Origin of the sequence: Erwinia sp. AnSW2-5, from assembly GCF_045107195.1 — a bacterium.
Classification (GTDB): domain Bacteria; phylum Pseudomonadota; class Gammaproteobacteria; order Enterobacterales; family Enterobacteriaceae; genus Erwinia.
On sequence record NZ_JBJGXA010000009.1, the window covers coordinates 86,850 to 112,132 of the forward strand.

The window sequence follows — 25,283 nt, forward strand, 5'->3', positions numbered from 1 at the left end:
GCCATGTGCCAGTCAACACTGACGGTGCCTGCCGGTCACGGCAAAACCTTTACCGTGCATAAAGGGCAGTTTATTACCGTTATCGACACACTGGGCCAGCAGGCCGCCGATTTTGTCGCGGTCAATGCAGCGGATCTCAACGAAAAACTTTCGCCGGTGCACACCCGCCAGCATCTGCGTTCACTGTTCTTTAAACCGGGAGATGCACTGTGGTCGAGTGAAAACCGTCCGATGCTGCGCATCGTCACGGACAGCATCGGCATTCACGATGCCAATGTTCCCGCCTGCGATCGCACCCGCTTCAGTATTGATTTTGGGGTTGAGGGCCACCGCAACTGCGTCGACAACTTACTGGAAGGGATGAAAACCCACGGCGTGACCTATTTCAGCATGCCGGAGCCGTTTAACCTGTTCCAGAACGGCCCGGTGACGGCGGATGGCCGCATGGAAGTGACCGACCCCACCAGCCAGGCGGGGGATCAGATTGTGTTTGAAGCGCTGTGCGATCTGATTTGTGCCGTGTCGTCCTGCCCGCAGGACATCATTCCCGGCAATGGATTACAGGTCACCCCGATCGATATACGCATCAGCGATAACCTGGATGTGGAGGTTCAACATGTTGTTAATGCGTGAAGCCTGGAGTGAAAACGAAACACGTCAGCTCGCCGATGCGGTGACGGTTCAGCCGGGCGAAGCCGCCTCAATCCGTGTCCTGCGGGGCCAGCTACTGCGCATCACCGCACAGGGCGAAGGCGCCGTGGCCTCGCTGTTTGGTTTCAGCCTGGCTGAACCTGACGTCTGGTTGTCGGTGCATCACACCCGCGTCTTCAGCAACAGTTATCTGCTCGGCTCGGGTATGCGGCTGGTGAACAACCGTCGCCGTCCGGTGATGGTGCTGGGCAAAGACAGCGTAAAACGTCACGACCTGCTGCTGCCCGGCTCCACCCGTGCCTGGCTGGCAGAGCGCGGTTACGCAGGCGAAGGCTGCATGGAGGCGGTCAGCGCTGAGCTGGCGCGCCTGCAGATGACGGTGCCCAAACTGCCCGACCCCATTAATCTGTTTATGCACACGCAGCTGACGCGCGACGGCACCATCATCGCCGAACCGAATCAGACGCAGCCTGGCGACAGCATCACCTGCCGGGTAGTGGCTGATACCCTGTTTATCGTTTCCGCCTGCTGTACCGGCATTGAGGGCAACGATAAACCGGCACCGCTGCGCCTGTCAGTGGCAGAAAATCTGTCGGATTTCGGCGAGGAGTAGCGTATGGCATGGCTGGATGAACAGGTGGTGGCGGCACTGCCGGAATTAGGGCACGGGCTGCTGATCACCCTGACCCTCACCATACTGGCGGCGCTGCTCAGCGTGGTGATGGGTCAGTTCATCTGTTATCTCCAGCATCGCCGCTTCTGGCTGTGGCGCGCTATCGGGCGGCTGTATGTCAGCCTGATGCGCGGCACGCCCGCCATTGTGCAGCTGTTTGTGGTGTTTTTTACCCTGCCACGCCTGGGCCTCGGCGGGCTGCCGATGCTGGCGGCCGTGCTGGCCATCGGCATGAACAGCGCCGCGTACGTGTCTGAAATCCTGCGGGTTAATCAGAGCCTGGTGACGCGCGGTCAGCGGGAAGCGGCACGCACGCTGGGGCTGAGCCGCTGGCTCACCTGGTGGTACATCATCAATCCGCAGGTGATCCGCGCCAGCCTGCCGATGCTGGTCAATGAATTCACTATTCTGCTGAAAACCACGCCGCTGGCATCGGTGGTGGCGCTGACCGAGCTGACCTATGCCGGACAGATCGTCATCGCCCGCACCTATGATGCCACTCAGGTGCTGCTGCTGGTGTCCGGCGGTTATCTGCTGATTGCGCTGCCGCTGATCGGCGCGGTACGCCATCTGGAAGCAAAACGGAGGACGGCATAATGGACTGGCAGGCAATTATCGACGCGTTACCGTCGCTGGGCGATGGCATGATTTCCACCCTCCAGCTCTGTGCCATTGCCGGACTCTGCGCATTACTGCTGGGCACGCTGATGGCGGTCACGCTGATGCGCGCCCCGCCGTTCTGGCAACGCGTGCTGCATCTCTACACCAGCCTGACGCTGGCACTGCCGCTGCTGGTGGTGATCTATCTGCTCTACTTTGTGCTGCCCGACTACGACATTACCTTCAGTTCGCCGCAGGTTGGCGTACTGGCGCTGACGCTCTACTACGCCCCCTACATCGCTCAGGTGATCCGTTCCGCCATTGAAACGCTGCCGCGTGGACAATGGGAAGCCTGTCGGGTGCTGGGGCTGAGCCGCCGCGAACAACTGGTGGACGTGGTGCTGCCACAAACGCTGCCGCAGATGCTGTCACCGCTGGTCGGATTGATGATTGGCCTGATTAAAGACTCCGCGCTGCTGTCGATTGTTTCGGTGCAGGAGTTTATGTACGCCGCAAAGCAGGCCATTTCTGCCACCTACGCGCCGCTGGAAATCTATCTCACGGTGGCGCTCTGTTACTGGGTGCTGAACAGTCTGATTGACTGGCTGGCACGCCATATTGAATTCCGCATGACGCGCTACCGGCGCAGCATGCCACATTGATCAGGAGAAATACGATGTCCGACCTCTTTCAGCAGCGCGATATTCAGCGCATCCCCGCGCGCCACGGTAAAGCGGTGCATCTGGCCAAAGGTGAAGCAGTACAGGTCGTCAATCTGCATGGTTCCCAGGTGGTCGACTGCTGGGCCTATAACGCCAGCGACGTCAGTGAATATATGTGTATGGAGGCCACCCGGGTTTGGAATCAGCGGCTGAATCCACAGGTGGGCGACAGTTTTATTACCAGCCAGCGTCATCCGATTCTGACGCTGGTCGCAGATACCTCGCCGGGCGTCCATGACACCTTTATGGCGGCCTGCGATGCGCGGCGTTATGAACTGCTGGGCTGTACTGAACCGCACCGCAACTGCCACGACAATCTGTTTGAAGGTATGGCAGAACTGGGCATCACGCTGCCCCACGGCAATCTGGCCTCGTTTAATATCTTTATGAATATTCAGGTTCAGCCAGACGGCCGCACGCTGAAAACCCTGCCAACGGTCACGCAGCCGGGTGACTACATTATTCTGCGCGCGGAGATGGACTGCTATGTGGCATTTTCGGCCTGCCCGCAGGATATTGTCAGCATTCAGGGCCAGGGGGATAACACCCCGCGCGATGCCGAACTGCGTATCCTGACGGACGGTTTTCCACAGATCAGCGTGCAAGGTCCCTGGGTCCCTGCGGCAGTTCAATAACGCTGCCGGAGTCGCCAACACCCGATAATCACCGTCAGGGATGACGGCTTTCCTCGCTTCTTACTCCGAAATTAAGACTATTCCCGCTTTTCAGTACAATTTAGAAATGTATCATTTGTGCATAAGCTAATTTGTAACCCAATGATAATTAACACTTAGCACTTTTTTCTCAAGCAAATAGCGAATGAAAATTCACTATTTCTGTACAAATTAATCATAGGTGTATAACTTTAGTGCGGGAAATTTGACTATAGTAATTTTACGACTGAGGGACATGGTTATGCGTCAGGACGGTTCCAACCCAAAGATTGAAAATGACATCAGCCGTTATTTTAGTGAAGTCAGTGTGCCTTCACAGCAGGAAACACTGGGGCACATTGTGGTTGAGATCCTGCGTTCAGGTCGTCAACTTAACCGGAAGGCTATTTGTTCAAAGTTGCTGACGCGCCTTGAACTGGCATCAGGACCGGAGCAGGAACGGCACTATCAAGAACTGATCGGCCTGTTGTTTGGCCGCGGGGACTGAGTTTCAAAGCAGTATGTTTGCGGATTAACGACATTGACGTACGCGTTAGGTTACAACTCAGTCCGACCATCTGACCGTCCCGGTCGCCTGCGTTAAGCGGCTATGGTATCACCGGGATGCAGGTTTCTGCGGGTATGTACGCTGTGCCCGTATCACTGATTCAGAGAAGTTGGTATGTACAGAAACGAAGACGAAGAAGAGTTACTCTCCGATATTATTTTGGGTGAAGCGGTGATGGTTCTGTTGAAAGCCGATGCGGCAATCAGCAGTTCAGCCCTGATACGCCAGTTACAAATGATGGCCGCCACAGAGAAAGAGATATCGCGGCAACGCGCCTGCAGGCAGGCGATTGCCGAGGTCAGAGATCATCAGCCACCGGTTCGTGACAGCGATACACAAGAGATCCGCGATGGCGACAATGTCACTCACCTGTTCACCAGTGAAGGCCCGGCTGACGGCACTAAAAAACACTGAGTGTTTCCCATTCAATTTGATTAAGAAGGCGAACAGCATGGAGCACATGCAGCAGATATCCCCAGAAACCGAAATCCTGTCTTACTTTCAGGGTGGCGGTGAGAAGTATTCACAGGAAGTGCAGGTTCTGGGTGCTGTGATTAAGGAACTGGCCGCTGAGGGCAGGCACGTTAGCAATAAAGCCATGATCCTGAAACTGATTGAGAAGCTGGAGACCACCACCGATGTGATCCAGCTGGATGTGTACCGTCAGGTGCTGGAAGTTGTGGTGGGTATGACGCCTGACGATGCGTAATCGCGTTGTTTTTAATGGTGGTGACTGATGCTGGTTATCAATGGAAGCTTTCCAGCAGATAACGAAATGCCTGTTGATAGATGCCCAGAGTATGGGCATCTTTTGCTCTGGTGCTGTGAGCCTGGAGCATAATTAATACACTCTTCTTATCCAGAGGTTGGTTGGCCGCAATAAGTTCTGATACTGCCCTGCCAATAACTGCATAAATTTCTTTCGGGTATTCTTTGTTATTACCGTGCACATGCACCCCTTGTCTGGCTGTATGTGACACCATATTATCATTTCACCCTAAATAATGCCATTTCGCCCACCCTAACAGGAACCCCTCCCTTCACGTTAAAATGCAATACACTGATATATATCATGTTTTATTAAAAACAATGTATAGTGAATTCATCAGCACACAAACCCTTCATTACAAAATAATAACGAAAAACACAAGTCATCTTCTTCAATTTCAGATTATTCCGTTTCTTATCATATTTTGAAATGTGAAATCGCAAAATCGCAAAACCCTTCTATAATTAAACAGTAGAAACGAGAAAGACATTACATTAATAAGGATATCCCTAATGAAAGTCACACTGTTTAAAGCGACCTTTATCGCAGCGTCTCTGTTCATGCTTGCGGGCTGTGCTGCCAATCAGTCCATTCAAACCACCGACGGTAAAACCATCGTTACGGATGGTAAACCACAGGTCGATGATGAAACCGGGCTGGTCTCTTATAAGAATGCCGAAACGGGTAAGACTGAACAGATCAATCGTGAGCAGATTAAAAACATGAGTGAACTCGATAACTAAATAACAGGAGTTAAAATGAAAAAAATTATGGCACTTTCTCTCGCCGCTTTGTTTTGTGTGACCGCGCTGTCTGGCTGCACCCGCAGCAGTTATGCCATTCATACTAACGATGGCAGAACGATTATCAGTGACGGCAAACCGCAGGAAGACGCCAAAACGGGTCTGATTGCTTACACCGACGCCAACGGCACTGAACAGCAGATTAATAAGAGTGACGTGAAAGAGCTGAGTGAATTGCCGAAATAATCGTTGCTCGCTGTGAGTTTTAACCCCCGACGCCATTGCGATCTGGTGTAGGGGGCGATCATCTTTTCCGATCGCCCCGTAGCGCCGGGCCGGCAACGGATCAACATCACGGGCAGACCGGGAAAAAGGGTCTGCCCCTTCATGAATGTTCTAACCCCCCTTCCGATACTGATTTTCTGACGCAAAATCATCATGCTTGATCGCTTCCCGCGCTATATTAGCCGGAGATAATGCTGGTTCCCTTCTTTCAGGAGTCCCCATGAGCGACCCGCTGCAGCCGCTTGTTGTGCGCAAGCGTCCGATGAAACTCAGTACGTCCGTTAGTCTGATGGTTAGCGCCGTGATTGCGACGGTGCTGTTGATTGTGCATCTGTTCTATTTTTTCCAGATAAGCCATGTGACCCAGGAGGGCGTCAAAGATAAGGCGCTGGCGGTCGCGCGCACCCTGGCGGACTCCCCTGAGATCCAGCGCGCCCTGCTGCTGCCCCCCTCCAGCGGTGTGATCCAACCTATTGCCAGCGCCGTGCAGGAGAGTAACGATCTGCTGTTTGTGGTGGTGACGAATATGGAAGGCATTCGTTATTCCCATCCGAAAGCCGAGCTGATTAACCAGCATTTCATCGGCGAAGATATTATCCCTGCCCTGCAAGGGCGAGAAAACATGGCGATCAACCACGGCAAGCTGGCGGAAGCGCTGCGGCTGTTCACGCCCGTCTACGACCGTCAGCATAAGCAGATTGGCGTGGTGGCGATTGGTATTTCGCTAAGCGAAGTGGCCTTACAGATCAATCAGAGCCGCTGGAATATTATCTGGGCCGCGCTGTGCGGGATGCTGGTCGGTACCATTGGCACGTTCCTGCTGGTGAGTGCCGCCAAGCGCATCCTGTTCGGGCTGGAGCCTTATGAAATTTCAACGCTGTTTGAACAACGTCAGGCGATGCTGCAATCGATGAAAGAAGGGGTGATCGCCGTTGATGATCACACGCAGGTGACGCTGATTAACCGTGCTGCACGGCAGTTACTGCGCGAAACCGGCCACCAGCATGCCGTGAACACCGAAATCGGCGAGATGGTGGCGGCTTCAGGCCCGCTGATCTCCAACCTGCGCGACGTGCTGAACAACGGCATGCCACGGCGTGACGAAGAGATCAATTTTAAAGGCCGGATCTTACTCTGTAATACCATGCCCGTTCGCAGCAACGGCGTCATCATCGGTGCCATCTGTACCTTCAGGGATAAAACGGAAATCAGCCAGCTGATGCAGCGGCTGGACGGCATGGTGAGCTATGTGGATGCGCTTCGCGAACGCTCCCATGAGTTTATGAACAAGCTGCATGTGATCCTCGGCCTGTTGCATATGAAAAGTTACGGCAAAGTGGAGGATTATATTCTTAAAACGGCTAATAATTATCAGACAGAGATCGGTTCTCTGCTGGGGAAAATTAAGTCCCCGGTAATTGCCGGGTTCCTGTTAAGTAAAATGAATCGCGCCTCGGACACCGGCAACCATCTGCTGATCAGCGATGACTGCATGTTGCCGGACAATGGCAGCGAACAGCAGGTTGCTGCGCTGATCACCGTGCTGGGTAACCTGATTGATAATGCGCTCGATGCATTAGGCCCAAGCGCCGAAGGCGAAGTGAGCGTATTACTGCACTACCAGAATGGTTTCCTTGCCTGCGAGGTCAGTGATGATGGCCCCGGCATCGTGGCCAGCGAGTTAGAGGCGATTTTTGAGAAGGGTTTTTCGTCGAAAGGCGATGAGCGCGGCGTCGGACTGTTTCTGGTAAAACAACAAACTGAAAGCCTTGGCGGAAAAATTATTGTAGAGTCCGAACCTGGCGTTTATACGCAATTTTTTGTACAACTGCCCTGGGATGAAGAGAGTAAAAACGCATGATCAATGTTTTAGTCGTCGATGATGATGCGATGGTCGCAGAACTGAACCGCTGCTATGTCGCCCAACTGCCAGGATTTGCCTGCTGCGCCGTTGCCTCAACCTTACAGCAGGCGAAAGATCTGGTGCTGCACAGCGAACTGGCGGTCGATCTCATCCTGCTGGATGTCTATATGCAGCAGGATAACGGGCTGGATCTGCTGCCTGCGCTACGTGAAGCAAAGCGCCCGGTGGATGTGATTGTGATCTCTTCCGCCGCCGATGCCGCCACCATTAAACAGTCTCTGCACTATGGCGTGGTCGATTATCTGATCAAACCTTTCCAGTTCTCACGCTTTGAAGAAGCGCTGACCGGCTGGAAACAGAAAAAAGCCATGATGGACAACCATCAGTTCTATGAACAGGCTGACGTCGATCAGTTGATTCACGGTAATCATCCGACGGTCGAGGATACGAAACGCCTGCCAAAGGGGTTAACGCCACAGACGTTACGAACCCTGTGTCTGTGGATTGATGCGCATCCGAATGAAGAATTTTCCACGGACGATCTCGCTGCTGCGGTCAATATCTCGCGCGTATCGTGCCGTAAATACCTTATCTGGCTGGCGCACAGCACTATTCTGTTTACCAGTATCCATTATGGGGCCACTGGCCGTCCGGTGTATCGCTATCGGCTCCAGCCGGAGCATACCGCGCTGCTTAAACAGTATTGCCAGTAACCCGATAACTGTCGTCCAGCAGCGTGAAGCGGTACTTATGCTGTGAAGAACAGATCACCTGACCGTCACGGGTGACAAAAATAGCCTCGACCTGCGGCATCTCTTGCAAGCAGGCGAGGCTTTTTTCTACCCCGAGTCCATACAGCAGCGTGGTCCAGATATCCCCGTCGATGGAATCATCAGAAATAATCGTCACACTCAGCAACTCGTTATCCAACGGATAGCCGGTACGTGGGTCCAGAATATGGTGATAGCAGCGCCCTGCCAGCTCGAAATAGCGTTCATAGACCCCGGAAGTGACCACGGACTGGTGGGTGACGTGGATCACGCCAATCAGCGCATCAGGCCCGGCGAACGGTTTTTTCAGGCCAATCCCCCACGGCTGCTGCGCCGGATGCCCCAGCGTCTGCACATTCCCCCCCAGATTGATCAGCGCGTCGGTCACCTGCTGTTGATGCAGATAATCACGCACCACATCAGCGATGTAGCCTTTGGCTATCGCCCCGAGGTCGATCTCCATCCCCACCTGTTGCAGGAACACGGACTGTGCCACATCGTCGAGGATCACCTGATGGGGATCCGTCAGCGCCAGTAACGCCTGTAGCTCGCTCTCGGGTGGCACCGTATTACCGTGAAAACCAATTTTCCAACGCTTAACCAGCGGACCAATGGCGAAGTTGAAACAGCTTCCTGCGCGCGTGCTCACCTCGCTGGCGCGTTTAATCAGTTGGTAGACCGGCGCACTGACCACCACCGGATGCAGGCCCGCCGCGTGATTAATCGCCATGACTTCAGACTGCGCACGGTTAACGGTAAACAGATTTTCCTGATGCTTGATCAGACGAAACACCCGACCCGCGAGAGCGTCATCATGTTCAAACAGTTTGAGCAGAATGGGTGACCCCATCAGTACAGCGGAGTAGTTATACACACCAGGTGTTGAGGACAGGTCCATTTGGGGGTTCCTCATGGCGGGAAAGCCGGGGAGCGGTTTGACTGGGGGAACGGGCTAACCAGAAAAGAAGGTCAGCCCCTACGACGGACATTGCCCGTAGGGGACGACCATCTGTTTCGGTCGTCCCGTCCATCAGGCCACGCTATAATTTAACGTTTCGCGTAAGCCGCAGCGTTGCGCCCGGCAAGAATACCGAAAATGATGATATCGGCTACGGCATTACCGCCAATGCGGTTGGCACCGTGAATACCGCCGACCACTTCACCCGCCGCCCAGGCACCGTTAATCACCTGTTTCTGCGCATCCAGCACCGCAGTATCGGTATTAATGGTCACGCCACCCATCGTGTGGTGTACGCCCGGCGCGATGCGGATAGCGAAGTACGGTCCCTGGTGGAGCGGATGACGCAGCGCGGTGGTTCGGCCGAAGTCTTCATCCTTCTGCTGCTCAACGAACTGGTTGTAGCGGCCCAGCGTGGTTTGCAGCGTCTCCTGGTCCATATTGAGTTTCACGGCCAGCTCGTGCGGCGTTGGTGCACTGATCACAAAGCCTTTGGCAATGTACTCATCGGCCGCTTTGTTATTAGCGCGTACCTGGTCGTCGAAGATAATCCATGCACTTTTCTCTGGCAGCGCAATAATCTCGGCGGACACTTTGTCGCGGGTTTCCATTTCGTTGTAGAAGCGCTGACCGGCCTGGCTGACCAGAATGGCACCGCCGCCGCGAATCGCTTCCGAGATCAGGTAAGACGTGGTTTGTTCCACGGTAGGGTGAATCTGAATTTCGCCCATATCGACGGTATCTGCACCAATGTTTTTCAACATGGCGATGCCGCTACCGGTGGCCCCTTTGTGGTTAGTGGTGACAAAGCCATCCAGCTCAGGACGGTATTTCACTACCATCTCGCGGTTGGCACTGAATCCACCGGTTGCCACAATCACGCTTTTGGCATTCAGGATACGGGTATCGTTATATTCATCGACCACTTTCACGCCGCTGACTGCGCCATTTTCCAGCAGGATTTCCGCGACGGACGTTTCCAGCAGCACTTCGATATTGCGCTGATTAATGTTTTTCACCAGGCCGCTAATCAGGAAGCCACCGACCGCAGACCGGTCAGCAGGACGGTGCGTACGGTCAATGCTCATGCCGCCAGTGATGGTGATATCGTTCAGTTCAATGCCGTTATCCGCCAGCCACTCAATAGCTTCGGGTGCCAGGTTAACAAACTCGCGCAGCAGTTCCGGGTTGTTTTTGAACTTGCCGCCTTTCAGCGTCTCTTCATAAAACAGTTCTTTGTTGTCTTCGATACCTTTCAGCTTCTGGAAACGGGTTTCCGCTGCATTCATCCCGACGGAGGCTTTAATGGTGTTACCACCGATGGTTGGCATCTTCTCGATGATCACCACGTGAGCACCCGCATCGCTGGCCTGAATAGCCGCGGCCAGGCCACCGCCGCCGCTGCCGACCACAACAACATCGTAGCTTTGTGGTCCTTGCGGGTTACCGCCCTCTTCAATCACATGTTCTTTATTCGAGGTGGTCATGGCACGGGAGACGGCTTTTTTCAGCGCCTCACTCTGCGTGGTGGCGCCTGTCACGGCATCCACGTGCGGGCTGTTCGCCACCAGCATGCGGGTGCGCAGGCTCTCAAAGGTGGTGGTGAAGTCCACGTCGAGGGTGTCATCCGGCACCAGTGCGATATCGGTAATACGGTCGGTATCCAGAGTCACCTGGATTTTCAGTTTCAGCGCTTCAGCTTCTACCTTCTCCTGGTAAACCCCGGCTTTATATTTACGGCCACCGGTGCTGACATCGCGGATCATGGCGTCAACCAGTGAGAAGCGCCACAGCGGTTCAGGAATGTTCAGCGCCTCACGCTGGGTGCTGTCGATAAACAGCTCCAGGTGGTCGTTTTTAATAATGCGGTCAGCCCAGTCCGGGTAAGCAATACAGGCTTTACCCACGGCAACCAGATCAAAACCGTATTCCAGCGCCTGTTCAGCATCGGCTTTGTTAACCACGCCGCCCACACCAATCACCGGCACTTTTGCCAGCGTGGCTGAGCGTGCGGCCAGGTACTTGGTGATCAGCGGGGTTGGATCTTCGCGATCGACAATCGAGGAGCGCAGCAGCTGGCCCACGGAGAAGTGCACGTAATCCAGGCCGCGTGCCGCCAGTTTTTCCAGCAGATACAGCGTGTCATCGAAGCGGATGCCTGGGACTTCAATTTCTTCCGGGGAGAAGCGGTAGCCGATGATGAAAGACTTGTCGGCAAAACGCTCTGCCATTTTATGGGTAATTTCAAGCACTTCCAGAGGGAAGCGCGCGCGATTGTCGCGGCTGCCGCCCCATTTATCATCACGCTGGTTGGAGTTCGGTGAGTAGAACTGCTGGATCAGGTAAGTGTTGGCACCGTGGATTTCCACGCCGTCAAAGCCGGCTTTAATGGCGCGGTTAACCGCATCACCAAATTTGGTGATCATCACATCGACTTCTTCGGCGGTCAGCGCCTGCGGCGTGGTAGCCCCTTCACGCGGTGCGGCAATGGCGCTTGGCGCGACTGGCGTGCGTCCGCCAATCAGTTCCGGCTCCACCATACGGCCGCCGTGATAGATTTGCAGAATGGCTTTAGAGCCTTCCGTTTTAATCGCGTGAGCGATTTTCGCCAGGCCTGGGATTTTGTTGTCGCTATCGATAGCAATGGCACCCGGGAAGGCCGGGCCTTTTGGATCGATAAAGCAGCACTCAACCACCACGGTCCCAATGCTGCCGGCACGATCGCGGTAATACTCAACCAGTTCACTGGTCACGGTGCCGTCGTAGAAACCGGTACAGGTGGTCATCGGCGCCATCAACAGGCGGTTCTTCAGGACCGACCCGTTTGGCAAGGTCAACGGATTCAGAATGGGTGTTAGCGTATTCATTAGGTGTACTCCAAATTAAAAGTTTTTGAATTCTTTGCGGGCACCTTTTTTATTAATTATATTAATGGCCCGTCGTCATAATACTAATATAGCAATTTCTTTAGCTATATAATCGATAACTTTAATTATTTAACTTTTAAATAAAAGAATAGTTTTTATTAACCCTAAATGATACAAATAGTTTTATTAATTGTTAACTAACGGAAACAAAAAATCAACCAGTCGTTTACAGTAAATTTATAGTCATATTTATCATATAGTTGCATAAGTTAATCCTGTTTTACTGGAAATAAAACCCACGCTAAGATGACGATTTCAGCCCTTAAATGAAATTAACACTTAATAATTGATAGTCACTTGTTAAAAATAAAAGGGTGCTACAATTTTTCTTGATCCAGATCAAAGTCTATATTTAAGGATGTCGCATTATATTTATATCAACCCAATAAATAGAGACATTTCTCATTGGGAACAGACGAAAATCATTACAGATGCCACGGTAAGAAAACTAAATAAATAGAAAAGAAAGTAAAAAAATCAGTTATAACCTACCGGGACACTTAACGCATTCTTATTAACTTGCAGACAAAAACTATGAAACAGACATCTATGGTAAGTGATACCGCAAAGGCGCCTCCTGCCGCTGCGGGGCAAAAAAAACGCCTGCTTATGTTATTCCTGCCTGTACTGGTTGCGGTGTTACTGCTGCTGGTGCCGGTCCCTCAGGGCTTGGAACCTCATGCATGGTACTTCTTCGCTATCTTTGTTGGGGTGATTGTTGGGTTGATTTTTGAACCCCTGCCGGGTGCGGTCATCGGCCTTACCGGCGTGGTGGTCATCGCGCTATTCAGTCAGTGGGTGCTGTTCAGCCCGGCAGAACTGGCCGACCCGAAATTCAAAACGGCCGCTCAGGCGTTTAAATGGGCGGTCAGCGGATTCGGTAACTCGACCGTGTGGCTGATCTTCGGCGCCTTTATGTTCGCCGCAGGTTATGACAAAACACAGTTCGGCCGCCGCCTGGCGCTGATTCTGGTGAAATACCTGGGTCGTCGCAGTCTGACCCTCGGTTACGCCATTACCTTCGCTGACCTGCTGCTGGCACCGTTCACTCCTTCTAATACCGCACGTAGCGGGGGCACAATCTATCCGATTATTGCCAACCTGCCGCCGCTGTATGGTTCAAAACCTAACGACCCAAGTGCCCGTAAAATTGGTTCATATCTGATGTGGGTGGCGATTACCGCAGCCTGTATCACCAGTTCGATGTTCCTGTCGGCGCTGGCACCTAACCTGCTGGCCCTGGCGCTGGTAAAAAGTGTGGTGGGCTTTGATATCTCCTGGGGGATGTGGTTCCTCGCCTTCCTGCCATTAGGTCTGTTACTGCTGCTGACCATGCCGCTGCTGGCTTACTGGCTCTATCCGCCGGAAGTGAAATTCAACGATGAAGTGCCGCGCTGGGCAATCAGTGAGCTGGAAAAACTGGGTAAACTGACCCGTAACGAAATCCTGCTGCTGGTGTTTGTGGTCTCTGCCCTGCTGATGTGGATCTTCGCCACCGCCTGGATTGAACCGGCGATGGCTGCCCTGCTGGTCGTGGTGCTGATGCTGTGGACTGGCGTACTGAACTGGAATGACATTACCAGCAACAAACCGGCCTGGAACACCTTCGCCTGGTTCGCCACGCTGGTGGCACTGGCAGACGGCCTGGCACGCGTTGGCTTTATCGCCTGGTTGGGTAAAGAAGGTGGCATGCTGCTGCAAGGCTACGACCCGCAGGTCTCCGCCGTGGTGCTGATGATTGCCTTCTTCCTGCTGCACTACCTGTTCGCCAGCACCACGGCGCACACCACCGCGCTGTTGCCGGCCATGCTGACCATTGCCTCTGCTATCCCAGGCATTAATATGCCCGTGTTCTGCCTGATGATGTGTACTTCACTGGGTCTGATGGGCATCATCACCCCTTACGGCACCGGCCCAAGCCCGATTTACTACGGTAGCGGCTACCTGCCAACCAAAGACTACTGGCGTCTGGGCACCATCTTTGGCGCCATCTTCCTCTGCGCCCTGATGCTGATTGGTTACCCGTGGATGGTGATGATGTTCTGATGCGCGTTTAACGGTTAATCTCGCACTCAGACATGCAGTTGTTGCAACAATGTTATACCATTCCTGACCTGCCGCTCCGTCTCTGGGGCGGCAGGAAAACAATAAAACAGATATCGCCGTTAATGTTGCCGAGCCTCCGCTTCCGAGAAGGATGGCAGCACATCATTAAGTGAGAGCACAATGTCGAAAAAACCTTTCCATTATCAAACCCCGTTCCCTCTTGCAAAAGAGGATACCGAATACTACCTGTTAACCCGCGATCACGTCTCCGTGGCCGAATTCGACGGGCAGGAAATCTTAAAAGTAGAGCCTCAGGCTCTGACGTTACTGGCGCAACAGGCGTTTCACGATGCCTCGTTTATGCTGCGCCCGGCCCACCAGCGCCAGGTGGCCGCCATCCTGGCCGACCCGGAAGCCAGTGAGAACGATAAGTACGTCGCCTTGCAGTTCCTGAGAAACTCCGAAATCGCCGCCAAAGGCATCCTGCCAACCTGTCAGGACACCGGCACCGCGATCATCATGGGTAAAAAAGGCCAGCGCGTCTGGACCGGCGGCGGTGATGAAGCCGCGCTGGCGCAGGGCGTGTATAACACCTATACCGAAGACAACCTGCGCTACTCGCAGAATGCCGCGCTGGATATGTACAAAGAGGTCAACACCGGCACCAACCTGCCTGCGCAGATCGACCTCTACAGCGTTGACGGTGAAGAGTATAAATTCCTGTGTATGGCGAAAGGCGGCGGTTCCGCCAACAAAACTTACCTGTATCAGGAAACCAAAGCGCTGCTCACCCCAGGAAAACTGAAAGAGTACCTGACGGAGAAAATGCGCAGCCTCGGCACGGCCGCCTGCCCGCCGTACCATATCGCCTTTGTGGTCGGTGGCACCTCTGCCGACAGCACGCTGAAAACCGTGAAACTGGCCTCAACGCACTACTACGACGAGCTGCCAACCGAAGGTAACGAACACGGTCAGGCTTTCCGTGATGTGCAGCTGGAGCAGGAACTGCTGCTGGCCGCACAGCAGCTGGGCCTGGGCGCACAGTTCGGCGGTAAATACTTCGCGCATGATATCCGCGTGATCCGTCTGCCGCGCCACGGTGCATCCTGCCCGCTGGCGATGGCGGTTTCCTGCTCCGCTGACCGCAATATCAAAGCGAAGATCAACCGCGAAGGTATCTGGATTGAAAAACTGGAAGATAATCCAGGCCAGTATATCCCTGCCGAACTGCGCCAGCAGGGCGAAGGCGATGTGGTGCATGTTGACCTGAACCGTCCGATGAAAGAGATTCTGGCCCATCTTTCTGAGTACCCGGTTTCCACGCGCCTCTCTCTGAGCGGCACCATTATCGTTGGCCGTGATATTGCCCACGCCAAGCTGAAAGAGCGCCTTGATAACGGCGAAGACCTGCAACAGTACATCAAGGATCACCCGATCTACTACGCAGGCCCGGCGAAAACCCCGGAAGGTTATGCCTCCGGTTCCCTTGGCCCGACCACCGCTGGCCGCATGGACTCCTACGTTGACCTGCTTCAGGCCAATGGTGGCAGTATGATCATGCTGGCGAAAGGCAACCGCAGCAAACAGGTAACGGATGCCTGCCATAAACACGGCGGTTTCTACCTCGGCAGCATCGGTGGCCCGGCAGCGGTACTGGCGCAACAGAGCATCAAAAGTCTGGAGTGCATTGAGTACCCTGAACTGGGTATGGAAGCCATCTGGAAAATCGAAGTTGAAAACTTCCCGGCCTTCATTCTGGTTGATGATAAGGGCAACGACTTCTTCGCCCAGATCCAACAGAACCAGTGCGATAAATGCGTAAAGTAACCGTCTGATACGGCATTCCCCTCTGTGGCCGGAGGGGAATGAAATTGTCACAAAAACGTCATAAACCAGACTTCTCTCTACAGATGAGTCAGTTAGCCTTCATTTCCTCTGTTATCCCCTTCCCTCCCGATTAAAGTCGCTGCCCGCCAGGTCGATATCACGGGTTACTGTGATCTTTTTTGCATTTTTTATTCACCGGGAAACCCTGACGCTATGAAACTTAATCATCTCTCCATCGGGCAGCGCCTCGGCCTGCTGGCGGCTATTTTGCTGCTGGCCACCCTGTTTATCGGTATACGCGGTCTGACCGTGAACGCCGACGGGCTGACGCAGAATCAGCATATTATGGCCACGGAGCAGACCATCGCCGAGAGCATTGATACCGCACGCAATGCGCAGGTGCAGTTCAAAATTCAGGTGCAGGAGTGGAAAAACACCCTGCTGCGCGGCACGCAGGGGCAGGAAAAATTCAATCAGTATCGCGATGCGTTTGTTAAACAGAGCCAGAAAACCCAGGCACTGCTGGGCCAGCTGAGCACACTGCTGCCTGAAATTGGCATGAGCAACAGCGAGGTACTGAAAACCCGCACGCTGCACGCCGAGCTGGAGCAGCACTATCTAAAAGCCCTGCAACAGTACAGCATTCAGGACAGCGACAGCGCACACAAAGTCGATGGTCTGGTCGCCGGGATTGACCGTGAACCGACGCGGATGATCGATGACATGGTCGCTGCCTCGCTGAAACAGGCGGTACTGATCCGCGAGCAAAGTAATGCACGTAATCAGCATCTTTATCAGCAGACGCGCATGATGCTGCTGCTGGCAATGGGCCTGACGCTGCTGGCGGGCTTTATGATCACCTTGTGGCTGATCCGCAGCATCACCCGCCCGCTGGCACAGGCCGTCTCGATTGCGCGTGCCGTGGCATCCGGTGATTTGCAGACGCCGATTATCGTCAGCGGCCGCGATGAAACCGCCGAACTGATGCATGCCCTTCAGGAGATGAACGACAATCTGACGCGTATCGTATCCGGGGTGCGTTCCGGCACCGAAACCATCGCCTCGGCCTCCAGCGAAATTGCCGTGGGCAGCCGCGAACTGTCCACGCGTAATGAAGCGCAGGCCAGCGCCATTGTGCAGACGGCGGCCTCGATGGAGGAGCTGACGTCGGTGGTGAAAAACAATGCCGAGAACTCGCGTATCGCCAGCGATATCTCTATTGAAGCCTGTGCCGTCGCCAGCCAGGGCGGTGAAGTGGTGGAACAGGTGGTGCGTACCATGAGCGATATCCACCAGTTCTCCACGCAGATCAGCAATATTATCAGCGTGATTGACGGCATCGCTTTCCAGACCAATATCCTGGCACTGAATGCCGCCGTTGAAGCGGCGCGTGCAGGCAGCGAAGGACGGGGGTTCGCCGTGGTTGCCGCCGAAGTGCGCGCACTGGCTCAACGTTCGGCTACGGCGGCGAAGGAGATCGGTACGCTGATTGACAGCTCCGTTACCCGCATCAATGAGGGTAACTCGCTGGTGAAAGTGGCGGGCAGCGCAATGGAGGAGATTGTCAGCAGCGTGCAGCGCGTGAGCCAGCTGGTGGAAACCATTTCGATGGCCAGCGGCGAGCAGAGCAGCGGAATCGATCAGGTGAATATCGCCGTAGTGCATATGGATGCTGCCACCCAACAGAACGCCACGCTGTCTCAGGCGTCAGCCGCCGCCGCGCAGGCGATGCAGCAACAGGCTGAGCAGCTGTTAGAGATGGTGCGGGTGTTTAAACTGCGGGAAGAGTAACAGACAGAGTGAGCGGCCCGGCGTGCAAAGACCGCACGCCGGGCCGAAAATCGGTTTATTCCGCCACGGCAGGTGGCACAACGCTTTTCTTACAGCAAAAAATGATCACCACGATCAGCGGTACCCAGCCCAACAGAATGGAGAGTGCCAGCCGACCGTAGATAAAGGTTTCCGGCGAAGCAAACCCCTGCAAAATGGCCGTCAGCAGTTTGAAGATGATAGAGGAGATAAACACCGAACCAAACCACCAGCCGGAACGGTTAATATCGTGCATACGACGAATGCCCACGGCGGTAAACGGTAGCAAAAACAGCAGCGAAAATATTGACTGAACTATCGAGCCGTAGAACAGCGCCGATGTGTTGCCCCCTAGCAGAAACAGATACATCACCAGCAAACCCAGCAACACTGACAGCAGAATATTCGCCCCGGTAAAGACCCAAAACTCCTTTCTGCTTGCCCGCCCGTCAAAGTCCACAAATCCTTTCCAGCCGCGCAGATAACTTTGCCAAACCGTCATGCCCACTCCGTTGATAAATCGATAGTATGGCCTGCCATGATAGCGGGATAACGCGTATCGCGTCATCCCGCTCAGTCACGATCGGGTGAGGTAACCGCAATTCCATTGATGAAAAACCCGTTTTCAGCTTAGAATTCGCTGGCTTATCAACGTTTCATCACCTGCCGGAAAGGATTATGCGTAAATCAAGGATTGCTCTGACCGTGCTGGCGTCACTGACCGCCAGTTTTCAGACGTTGGCCTCTTCAGATATCCAGGGCTGTATTTGGGGCAGTAAAGACTGTTTTATCGTCAGCCCACCCGTGCTGGACGTGACCAACGATACCCGTGACAACCTGCTGCGACTCGTCAGTGAAACCAAACCCGTCACCCTGGCATCGCAGCCTGTGCCGGAAGATTTAACGCGCAGCCGATCGTTCTGGTTCGGCTACCATGATGATGCAGCTCCGGCCCCAACACCGGCCGCCAGCGTGCCCCCTTCACCTTCACCGCTGGAGAGCCAGATTGCCGCGCTCGGGCTGGCCGCCAACGTGCTGGAGACAGCGAAACTGTCCCAGGGCGACGAGGAAAACCGTCATGTGTCCAATACGCTGGAAACCGTCTCCCTTTTCTTTAGCGCTCTGCTGGCCGATACCTCGCTGACCCCAGAACAGCGTCAGGCGCTGGCTATAGCACGACTGTCACTGCCTGAACGGCAACAGGCGGACACGCTGAGTTTCCCTGATGGTTCGCCTGCACGTGCATTCCGCGATTATCTGCTGGCCGCCAGCGACTTTTATCAGGGTGACTACCCGGCTGCCGCGCAGACCTTCACCGCACTGCAAACGGCAAAGCAGCCGTGGGTGGCAGAAACCGCCAGCTATATGCTGATGCGTACCGCACTCAACCAGAGCAGCGAGAATGCCAACGGTGAGTACGGCGATTTCGACGTCAAAAAAATCGACAAAAATGCGGCAGCTGAAGCACGCACGGCAGCACTGGCCTACCTGACCGCCTGGCCGAAAGGGCAATATGCGAAGTCTGCCTATGCGATGCTGCGTCGTATCGACTGGTACCTTGAGAACTGGGATCTTCTGGCCGATCACTATGAAGAGGCGCTGGACGCCGCCACGGATAATGATGAGATTGTTGCGCTGATTGCAGAAAACGACCTGAAACTGCAAAGCAAAGATCAAAGCGGCGATGCGGTCTTTACCAGCGCCACTAACGCCCCGCTGCTGACCTTTACCCAGACCTTGCGTCTGATGCGCAGCAAGGAGTGTAATCCGCGCCTGCCCTGCGTGGATCAGGCGTATCTTGATGCGCTGATGCCGTCATTTGACCAGGCCCGCAAGCTGCCGCTTTGGCACTATCTGACACTGATGCAGTCATTCCGCACCGGGGATTATCCTGCGGTCATCGCGAATATCAAACCCATCACCGAACTGCCCGCACGCAACATTGTCGCGTTCAGCGAGCAGGCGCTGTATGGCGATGCGCTGATGGCACAGCAGCAGTGGCCTGCCGCCCGCGACCACTGGACGCATCTGTTAACGCTGAGCAAGGACCCGGAGCAGCAGCAATTTGTTCAGGCCCGGCTGGCGGCGGCGCTGGTTTCCGGCAATGAAGTGGCACAGATTTTTGCCGCAGACAGCCGGGTGACGAGCCTGCGTTACCGTTCGCTGGTGCTGAAAACCCGCGCTACACCAGAGCTGTTACGTCAGCAGGTCAGCAAGGGGCCAAACGATGAAGAACGCACCATTGCTCTGCATACGCTGCTGATCAGAGATTTAACCGAAGCGCGCTACGCCGAATGGTTGCAGGACCGCAAACTGAGCCAGCATATTACGCAGCCCGTGGGGACCGACGCGTTCGCCGATGTTCAGCTCAGTGTCTTTGACTGGACGGGCGAGGAGACTGAAAAAGGCTACGCCTGCCCGACGCTGGAAACCGTGGTCACTCAGTTGAGCCAGCAGGCCGACAACAGCCATGCGCTGAACTGCCTGAGCGAGTTCTTCCGCACCACTAACGCGTCAGTCACGACCTGGCCCGACAGCGGTGGCAACGGCACGCTGGATACAGCTGTCACAACGGAGAAACGCACGGGGCAACCGAATCGCCAGTACTACTATCAGCAGGTGATCGGCAACAGCAAAACCGAGCCGGAAGATAAAAGCTACGCGCTGTACCGCGCCGTGATGTGTTACGCACCGTCAGGTTATAACGACTGCGGCGGCAAAGAGGTGGATAAAACGCAGCGTCAACGTTGGTTCACGCAGTTGAAAAAACAGTATCCGGGAAGCACGTGGGCAAACAAGCTCAAGTATTACTGGTAAGCCTCCTGCTGGCCGCACTGTGCGGCCTTCCGGTGCGTGCTGCACAACAGGTTAATGCCCGCGATTACCAGGCGTTCTGGTTGTGGTCAGGCGTGCGCCCCGGCCCTGAGCTGAAAGCCGCCCGCACCGTTTATCTGCATCAGGGTGAAGTGGTGACGCAGCAGGGCCAGGCGGTGTTTGTGCGCATGGGGCTGCCGGTAAACCGCTTAACCTTTCCGCACATCTGGATCACCGTGCGCATGGAAACACTGGCGGTGCCGGATGAGATGCTGGCACGGATGGTACGGCTGGCGCAGCGCTGGTCACAGGCGGGCAATCAGGTGATCGGGTTACAAATTGATTTTGATGCGGCGACCCACCGTCTGGATCAGTACAGCGCCTTTTTGCAACGGGTGAGAACCGTGCTGCCTGCGGAATATGCTCTGGGTGTTACCGGGCTGCTGGACTGGGCCAAAACCGGCAACGTGGCGACGCTGAATGCGCTGCCGGTGGATGAGCTGGTGATCCAGAGCTATCAGGGCCGCCAGACGGTGGACCGTTACGCTGATTACTTCCCGGCGTTGGCGGGGCTGCGCATTCCCTTCCGGCTGGGGCTGGTGCAGAACGGCCGCTGGGATAAACAGGATGAGCAGCGCCTGCTGGCTTCCCCCTGGTATCGCGGCAGCGTGGTGTTTATGTTGAATCGCTAATTGCTTACTGGAGCGGGTCAGTATCCATGTCTTAAGGTCAAGGTCTTAAGGTCAAGGTCTTAAGGTCAAGGTCTTAAGGTCAAGGTCTTAAGGTCAAGGGCATTTCGCTTTCCCGCTGCGCGGGCTGAGCGACAAGGGGCGGCCAGTCGCCGCCGCCCCTTGACCCCGGGCTTGCGGCAGGCGCAGCGCCCGCTTTGCGGGTACCTTCGTCAGCTCCGCTCACCAACGGACCGCTCGTGACGGGACGTCCCTGTCCCGGCACGACCTTTCCCCGCCGTCCTGGCGGTGAATCCTGGTTCACATCGCCTCCTCAGCGCGGCTTAATTGCCGCCTCAACGTCAAAACCCAATTCAAAATCTAAGAAATAAAAAAACACCAAAAGCCAAAATGGCCAAAATGGCCAAAAAGCTTTTTGTGTCTGGTTTGTTTTTTTTGTCTGCCTTTGCTTTTGCTTTTTCTTTTGGTGTTGACCTTTGAGCGGCAATTAAGCCTCGCCGAAGGAGAGCGGATTTCCAGGACGAGCCAACAGGACGTTGGCGAGAGGGTGTGCCGGGACAGGGATGTCACGTCACAACCGGTCCGGCCGGAAAGCTGATTGACTGAGGGCATCCACGCAGTGGACGAGGTGCCTGCCGCAAGCGCGGATTCCAAAGGGCGGGGCGACTGCCGCCCTTTGGTCGCTTCGCCCACAACGTGGGAAAGCGAAACGCCCTTGACCTGGGTGTTGGCCTGGGCGTTGACCTGACACTTGACCAGCCCCCTGCCCACTCGAACAATAATGACTTATTATGCAAATAAAACAGATATTCAGTCATTTTTCATTGTCCCTTCGCCCTAAATCTCGCATACTCTCACCCACTCTTTTTTTTACAAAGTCAGGGCAGAGACGGTCATGAGTCAGAAATATCGCGTGTTTATCGACGGTCAGGCGGGCACCACCGGGTTACAGATCCAGCAGCGGTTGGCCCGTCATCCTCAGATTGACATGCTCAGCATTGATGAAGCGCAGCGTAAAGATGCCGCTGCCCGCCAGGCGCTGATGAAGCAGGCGGATGTCAGCATCCTTTGCCTGCCCGATGCGGCCGCACGTGAAGCCGTTGCGCTGGCCGATGCCGTCGGTGCACGCGTACTGGATGCCAGCTCTGCGCACCGCGTTGAAGCGGGCTGGGTGTATGGCCTGCCAGAACTGGCCGCCGACCAGCGCGAGAAAATTCGTGCTGCCAGCCATGTGTCCAATCCTGGCTGTTACGCCACGGGCGCTATCGCGCTGCTGGCACCGCTGACCCAAAGCGGCCTGCTGAAAGCCGATCAACCGCTGGCAATTAACGCCGTCTCCGGCTACAGCGGCGGCGGCAAAGCGATGATCGAAAAATACCAGCAGGCAGGCACCGGATTTGCCGCCTACGGTCTGGGTTTTGATCATAAACATCTGAAAGAGATTCAGGCGTGGAGTGGGCTGAGCAATAAGCCAATCTTCCAGCCGTCGGTCGGTGACTATGCGCAGGGAATGCTGGTGTTTATTCCGCTGAATGATGTGGATGGCGACGCGTTGCAGCAGGCACTGGCTGACTTCTATCACGGCCAGCGGTTTATCCACGTCCACGCACTGAACAGCCTGGATGCCGAGACCGCCCCTTACCTGCTGCCGGAAGCGCTGAATAATACCAATAATATGGAACTGTTTGTCTTCAGCCATGCGCAGCAGCGCCAGAGCATTCTGGTCGCACGCCTGGATAACCTCGGCAAGGGTGCCTCGGGCGCAGCGGTACAGAACCTGAATCTGATGCTCGGGCTGCCTGAAGAGACCTGCGTGAATCTGTAATATTGCCTCACGGGGACCGCCCAGTCCCCGTGTTTTTCTGTCATTTCCCCTGTATTTTTTGAACACATTCAGCTCCGCGCATTGTTAAAACCCCTACCTGACTCACACTTTCCCCCTTCGATGCCTCACCCTTTCGTTAAAATCGACTAAAGTTTTAATCTGCTCAACTACTTACAGATCATGCATGGTCTGGACATGGAGAATGGCTAATGAGAAGAGTCGAACAACGCCAATGGAATACACGCCTGTTTACCCCCCTGCTGCTCACCGCCGCACTGACCGCCAGCTTCACGCTTCAGGCAGAAGATAATCAGCGCATGCTGAGCAGTAATCCGCAGCCACCGGACATCCGGCTGGGACCGCTGTTCCACGCTGTGCAGGCGGCAAAAATTTTCCCCGACCAGAAAACCTTTGCCGATGCCGTGCCCAAACAAGACCCGACCGCCATTCTTACCGACTGGCAAATGCAGAAAATGCAGCGCAATTTCGATCTGAAGCGCTTTGTTACCACGAATTTTATCCTGCCCGCAGAGGGTGAGAAATATGTCCCGCCCGCCGGTCAGAGCCTGCGTGAACATATCAATGGTCTGTGGCCCGTGCTGACGCGCTCTGCAAGCCAGGCGAATCAGTGGGATTCGCTGCTGCCGCTGCCGAAGCCTTATGTGGTGCCGGGTGGGCGCTTCCGCGAAGTTTATTACTGGGACAGCTACTTCACTATGCTGGGACTGGCGGAAAGCGGCCACTGGGATCGGGTTCAGGATATGGTCGATAACTTTGCCTCCGAGTTGGATAAATACGGCCATATCCCCAACGGCAACCGTAGCTACTATCTCAGCCGCTCGCAGCCGCCGTTCTTCAGCATGATGGTGGATCTGCTGGCTAAACATGATGGTGAAGCGGTCTACAGCAAATATCTGCCGCAGCTGGAGAAAGAGTACAGCTACTGGATGGCCGATGCCGACAGCAGCACGTTAGCCGCCGGATCAGCCAGCAAGCGGGTGGTGAAGCTTAAAGACGGCACCGTGCTGAACCGCTACTGGGATGCCCGCGATGTGCCGCGTACCGAATCCTGGATGGACGATATCGCCACCGCTGGGAAAGCGCCGTCGCGCGATAAAGCCGATTTGTATCGCGACCTGCGTGCCGGGGCGGCATCAGGCTGGGACTTCAGTTCGCGCTGGTTCGATAAACCCGGCGATCTTGCCACCATTCACACCACGCGTATTGTGCCGGTGGACCTGAATGCCCTGATGTTCCATCTGGAGAATACCCTCGCCCACGCCTATCAGGTGGCGAAAAATGAGGATGCCAGCAAACGTCTTACCGAGCGTGCCGCGCAGCGTCGTGACGCGATCAACCGCTATCTGTGGGATGAAAAACAGGGCTGGTATGCCGACTATGACTGGCAGAAAGCGCAGGTGCGGCCGCAGCTCACCGCTGCCACGCTGTTCCCACTCTATGTGCAGGCCGCGACGGACGATCACGCCAACCGCACGGCCAGCGCGGTGAAAGCGCAGTTGCTGAAAGAAGGTGGCCTGGTCACTACCACCGTCAATAACGGCCAGCAGTGGGATGCACCTAACGGCTGGGCACCGTTACAGTGGGCCGCCGTTGAGGGGCTGAATCACTACGGTAAGCAGGCGCTGGCGAAAGAGATTGGCATGCGCTTCCTGCAAAATGTGCAGACCACCTACGACAAAGAGCACAAGCTGGTCGAGAAATACGTTGTCGAAGGGAAAGGGTTGGGCGGCGGCGGCGGCGGCGAATATCCGTTGCAGGACGGCTTTGGCTGGACCAACGGCGTCACGCTGAAATTAATGGATCTCTACTGCCCGAAAGGCGTGACCTGTAATAACGTGGGCGATATCAGCGCGGCCAAACCGGCCCCTTAATCCGCGTTTCCTCTTACCGGGCGGCCCTTGTGCCGCCTTTTTTTATCCCTGCCTGCACGGACCATCGCACTTTCCCTGACGTTGCGGCCCTCCAGACACTCCCGATACCGAAATAAACTTTATTTTTTAATGAATAACGATAACGCTAACAATTCTCATTATTATTCTCACATTTTGTTGTTTTTATGTAAAAATGCC

The 25,283-nt window shown here is 55.0% G+C and carries 23 protein-coding genes; 19 read left to right on the top strand and 4 right to left on the bottom strand.

The annotated features are described in order from the left end of the window. Positions 1-3: 3 nt before the first annotated feature. The 8 genes from ACFL9S_RS07605 to ACFL9S_RS07640 all read left to right on the top strand — a co-directional run bounded on the left by ACFL9S_RS07605 (position 4) and on the right by ACFL9S_RS07640 (position 4,576). A complete protein-coding gene (locus ACFL9S_RS07605) occupies positions 4-633 on the top strand; it encodes a DUF1989 domain-containing protein (protein ID WP_405261227.1) in 630 nt (209 codons plus the stop codon). Then, positions 617-1,264, top strand: coding sequence for an urea carboxylase-associated family protein (locus ACFL9S_RS07610; protein ID WP_405261228.1), 648 nt, complete (start codon positions 617-619; stop codon positions 1,262-1,264). Before ACFL9S_RS07605 ends, ACFL9S_RS07610 begins: the two co-directional genes overlap by 17 nt. 3 nt (positions 1,265-1,267) lie before the next feature. Further along, entirely contained in the window at positions 1,268-1,921 is a 654-nt protein-coding gene (locus tag ACFL9S_RS07615) for an amino acid ABC transporter permease (RefSeq protein ID WP_405261229.1), read from the top strand. Next, positions 1,921-2,586 carry an amino acid ABC transporter permease gene (locus tag ACFL9S_RS07620; protein ID WP_405261230.1) on the top strand — a complete coding sequence of 222 codons (666 nt, stop codon included), beginning with the start codon at positions 1,921-1,923 and terminating at the stop codon, positions 2,584-2,586. The genes ACFL9S_RS07615 and ACFL9S_RS07620 overlap by 1 nt, the downstream gene beginning before the upstream one ends. 14 nt (positions 2,587-2,600) lie before the next feature. Continuing rightward, on the top strand, positions 2,601-3,281 hold the full coding sequence (locus ACFL9S_RS07625) for a DUF1989 domain-containing protein (protein ID WP_405261232.1): 681 nt from the start codon (positions 2,601-2,603) through the stop codon (positions 3,279-3,281). Positions 3,282-3,561: 280 nt separating this feature from the next. Next, positions 3,562-3,807 (top strand): regulatory protein YcgZ, encoded by a 246-nt coding sequence (gene ycgZ / locus ACFL9S_RS07630; protein ID WP_405261233.1) that lies wholly within the window; start codon positions 3,562-3,564, stop codon positions 3,805-3,807. A 174-nt stretch (positions 3,808-3,981) separates the two neighbouring features. Further along, positions 3,982-4,281: a hypothetical protein gene (locus ACFL9S_RS07635; RefSeq protein ID WP_405261234.1), complete on the top strand. Its 300-nt coding sequence runs from the start codon at positions 3,982-3,984 to the stop codon at positions 4,279-4,281. A gap of 46 nt (positions 4,282-4,327) precedes the next feature. Continuing rightward, on the top strand, positions 4,328-4,576 hold the full coding sequence (locus ACFL9S_RS07640) for a biofilm/acid-resistance regulator YmgB/AriR (protein WP_405261235.1): 249 nt from the start codon (positions 4,328-4,330) through the stop codon (positions 4,574-4,576). A gap of 37 nt (positions 4,577-4,613) precedes the next feature. On the opposite strand, the gene ACFL9S_RS07645 is transcribed toward ACFL9S_RS07640, so the two are convergent. Continuing rightward, positions 4,614-4,817: a hypothetical protein gene (locus ACFL9S_RS07645; RefSeq protein WP_405261236.1), complete on the bottom strand. Its 204-nt coding sequence runs from the start codon at positions 4,815-4,817 to the stop codon at positions 4,614-4,616. A 331-nt stretch (positions 4,818-5,148) separates the two neighbouring features. Here ACFL9S_RS07645 and ACFL9S_RS07650 point away from each other — a divergent pair, with 331 nt between their 5' ends. The 4 genes from ACFL9S_RS07650 (at position 5,149) to dcuR (ending at position 8,241) form a co-directional block, all read left to right on the top strand. Next, on the top strand, positions 5,149-5,379 hold the full coding sequence (locus tag ACFL9S_RS07650; protein WP_405261237.1) for a YgdI/YgdR family lipoprotein: 231 nt from the start codon (positions 5,149-5,151) through the stop codon (positions 5,377-5,379). Positions 5,380-5,394: 15 nt separating this feature from the next. After that, complete coding sequence (locus ACFL9S_RS07655; protein ID WP_405261238.1) at positions 5,395-5,625, top strand: YgdI/YgdR family lipoprotein; 231 nt, start codon at positions 5,395-5,397, stop codon at positions 5,623-5,625. Between the two features lie 259 nt (positions 5,626-5,884). Further along, entirely contained in the window at positions 5,885-7,525 is a 1,641-nt protein-coding gene (locus ACFL9S_RS07660) for a sensor histidine kinase (protein ID WP_405261239.1), read from the top strand. Beyond that, positions 7,522-8,241, top strand: coding sequence for a two-component system response regulator DcuR (gene dcuR / locus ACFL9S_RS07665; RefSeq protein WP_405261240.1), 720 nt, complete (start codon positions 7,522-7,524; stop codon positions 8,239-8,241). The genes ACFL9S_RS07660 and dcuR overlap by 4 nt, the downstream gene beginning before the upstream one ends. On the opposite strand, the gene ACFL9S_RS07670 is transcribed toward dcuR, so the two are convergent. Together ACFL9S_RS07670 and ACFL9S_RS07675 are read right to left on the bottom strand one after the other, a co-directional pair. Then, a complete protein-coding gene (locus ACFL9S_RS07670; RefSeq protein WP_405261353.1) occupies positions 8,222-9,190 on the bottom strand; it encodes an FAD:protein FMN transferase in 969 nt (322 codons plus the stop codon). The two genes, dcuR and ACFL9S_RS07670, sit on opposite strands and share 20 nt — an antisense overlap. 155 nt (positions 9,191-9,345) lie before the next feature. Next, positions 9,346-12,123: a flavocytochrome c gene (locus ACFL9S_RS07675; protein WP_405261241.1), complete on the bottom strand. Its 2,778-nt coding sequence runs from the start codon at positions 12,121-12,123 to the stop codon at positions 9,346-9,348. Positions 12,124-12,717: 594 nt separating this feature from the next. On the opposite strand from ACFL9S_RS07675, the gene ACFL9S_RS07680 reads away from it, so the two are divergent. From ACFL9S_RS07680 to ACFL9S_RS07690, 3 genes are all read left to right on the top strand, one after another. Continuing rightward, positions 12,718-14,229 (top strand): DASS family sodium-coupled anion symporter, encoded by a 1,512-nt coding sequence (locus ACFL9S_RS07680; protein ID WP_405261242.1) that lies wholly within the window; start codon positions 12,718-12,720, stop codon positions 14,227-14,229. Positions 14,230-14,409: 180 nt separating this feature from the next. Then, entirely contained in the window at positions 14,410-16,056 is a 1,647-nt protein-coding gene (fumA, locus tag ACFL9S_RS07685; RefSeq protein WP_405261243.1) for a class I fumarate hydratase FumA, read from the top strand. A 213-nt stretch (positions 16,057-16,269) separates the two neighbouring features. Continuing rightward, on the top strand, positions 16,270-17,847 hold the full coding sequence (locus ACFL9S_RS07690) for a methyl-accepting chemotaxis protein (protein WP_405261244.1): 1,578 nt from the start codon (positions 16,270-16,272) through the stop codon (positions 17,845-17,847). A 55-nt stretch (positions 17,848-17,902) separates the two neighbouring features. On the opposite strand, the gene ACFL9S_RS07695 is transcribed toward ACFL9S_RS07690, so the two are convergent. Then, the gene (locus tag ACFL9S_RS07695; protein ID WP_405261245.1) at positions 17,903-18,367 is read right to left on the bottom strand and encodes a DUF805 domain-containing protein; all 465 of its coding nucleotides are present in this window, start codon (positions 18,365-18,367) and stop codon (positions 17,903-17,905) included. Positions 18,368-18,543: 176 nt separating this feature from the next. Here ACFL9S_RS07695 and ACFL9S_RS07700 point away from each other — a divergent pair, with 176 nt between their 5' ends. The 4 genes from ACFL9S_RS07700 to treA all read left to right on the top strand — a co-directional run bounded on the left by ACFL9S_RS07700 (position 18,544) and on the right by treA (position 25,085). Continuing rightward, positions 18,544-20,682, top strand: coding sequence for a hypothetical protein (locus tag ACFL9S_RS07700; RefSeq protein ID WP_405261246.1), 2,139 nt, complete (start codon positions 18,544-18,546; stop codon positions 20,680-20,682). Next, on the top strand, positions 20,652-21,371 hold the full coding sequence (locus ACFL9S_RS07705) for a DUF3142 domain-containing protein (RefSeq protein WP_405261247.1): 720 nt from the start codon (positions 20,652-20,654) through the stop codon (positions 21,369-21,371). Before ACFL9S_RS07700 ends, ACFL9S_RS07705 begins: the two co-directional genes overlap by 31 nt. Positions 21,372-22,263: 892 nt before the next feature. Beyond that, positions 22,264-23,193 carry an N-acetyl-gamma-glutamyl-phosphate reductase gene (gene argC / locus ACFL9S_RS07710; RefSeq protein WP_405261249.1) on the top strand — a complete coding sequence of 310 codons (930 nt, stop codon included), beginning with the start codon at positions 22,264-22,266 and terminating at the stop codon, positions 23,191-23,193. 209 nt (positions 23,194-23,402) lie between these two features. Beyond that, positions 23,403-25,085: an alpha,alpha-trehalase TreA gene (gene treA, locus ACFL9S_RS07715; RefSeq protein ID WP_405261250.1), complete on the top strand. Its 1,683-nt coding sequence runs from the start codon at positions 23,403-23,405 to the stop codon at positions 25,083-25,085. Positions 25,086-25,283 lie beyond the last annotated feature (198 nt).

Coding starts and splice junctions, on each gene's coding strand:
- ACFL9S_RS07605 (WP_405261227.1), top strand. CDS start 4: ATGTGCCAGTCAACACTGACGGTGCCTGCCGGTCACGGCAAAACCTTT.
- ACFL9S_RS07610 (WP_405261228.1), top strand. CDS start 617: ATGTTGTTAATGCGTGAAGCCTGGAGTGAAAACGAAACACGTCAGCTC.
- ACFL9S_RS07615 (WP_405261229.1), top strand. CDS start 1,268: ATGGCATGGCTGGATGAACAGGTGGTGGCGGCACTGCCGGAATTAGGG.
- ACFL9S_RS07620 (WP_405261230.1), top strand. CDS start 1,921: ATGGACTGGCAGGCAATTATCGACGCGTTACCGTCGCTGGGCGATGGC.
- ACFL9S_RS07625 (WP_405261232.1), top strand. CDS start 2,601: ATGTCCGACCTCTTTCAGCAGCGCGATATTCAGCGCATCCCCGCGCGC.
- ycgZ (WP_405261233.1), top strand. CDS start 3,562: ATGCGTCAGGACGGTTCCAACCCAAAGATTGAAAATGACATCAGCCGT.
- ACFL9S_RS07635 (WP_405261234.1), top strand. CDS start 3,982: ATGTACAGAAACGAAGACGAAGAAGAGTTACTCTCCGATATTATTTTG.
- ACFL9S_RS07640 (WP_405261235.1), top strand. CDS start 4,328: ATGCAGCAGATATCCCCAGAAACCGAAATCCTGTCTTACTTTCAGGGT.
- ACFL9S_RS07650 (WP_405261237.1), top strand. CDS start 5,149: ATGAAAGTCACACTGTTTAAAGCGACCTTTATCGCAGCGTCTCTGTTC.
- ACFL9S_RS07655 (WP_405261238.1), top strand. CDS start 5,395: ATGAAAAAAATTATGGCACTTTCTCTCGCCGCTTTGTTTTGTGTGACC.
- ACFL9S_RS07660 (WP_405261239.1), top strand. CDS start 5,885: ATGAGCGACCCGCTGCAGCCGCTTGTTGTGCGCAAGCGTCCGATGAAA.
- dcuR (WP_405261240.1), top strand. CDS start 7,522: ATGATCAATGTTTTAGTCGTCGATGATGATGCGATGGTCGCAGAACTG.
- ACFL9S_RS07675 (WP_405261241.1), bottom strand. CDS start 12,123: ATGAATACGCTAACACCCATTCTGAATCCGTTGACCTTGCCAAACGGG.
- ACFL9S_RS07680 (WP_405261242.1), top strand. CDS start 12,718: ATGAAACAGACATCTATGGTAAGTGATACCGCAAAGGCGCCTCCTGCC.
- fumA (WP_405261243.1), top strand. CDS start 14,410: ATGTCGAAAAAACCTTTCCATTATCAAACCCCGTTCCCTCTTGCAAAA.
- ACFL9S_RS07690 (WP_405261244.1), top strand. CDS start 16,270: ATGAAACTTAATCATCTCTCCATCGGGCAGCGCCTCGGCCTGCTGGCG.
- ACFL9S_RS07695 (WP_405261245.1), bottom strand. CDS start 18,367: ATGACGGTTTGGCAAAGTTATCTGCGCGGCTGGAAAGGATTTGTGGAC.
- ACFL9S_RS07700 (WP_405261246.1), top strand. CDS start 18,544: ATGCGTAAATCAAGGATTGCTCTGACCGTGCTGGCGTCACTGACCGCC.
- argC (WP_405261249.1), top strand. CDS start 22,264: ATGAGTCAGAAATATCGCGTGTTTATCGACGGTCAGGCGGGCACCACC.
- treA (WP_405261250.1), top strand. CDS start 23,403: ATGAGAAGAGTCGAACAACGCCAATGGAATACACGCCTGTTTACCCCC.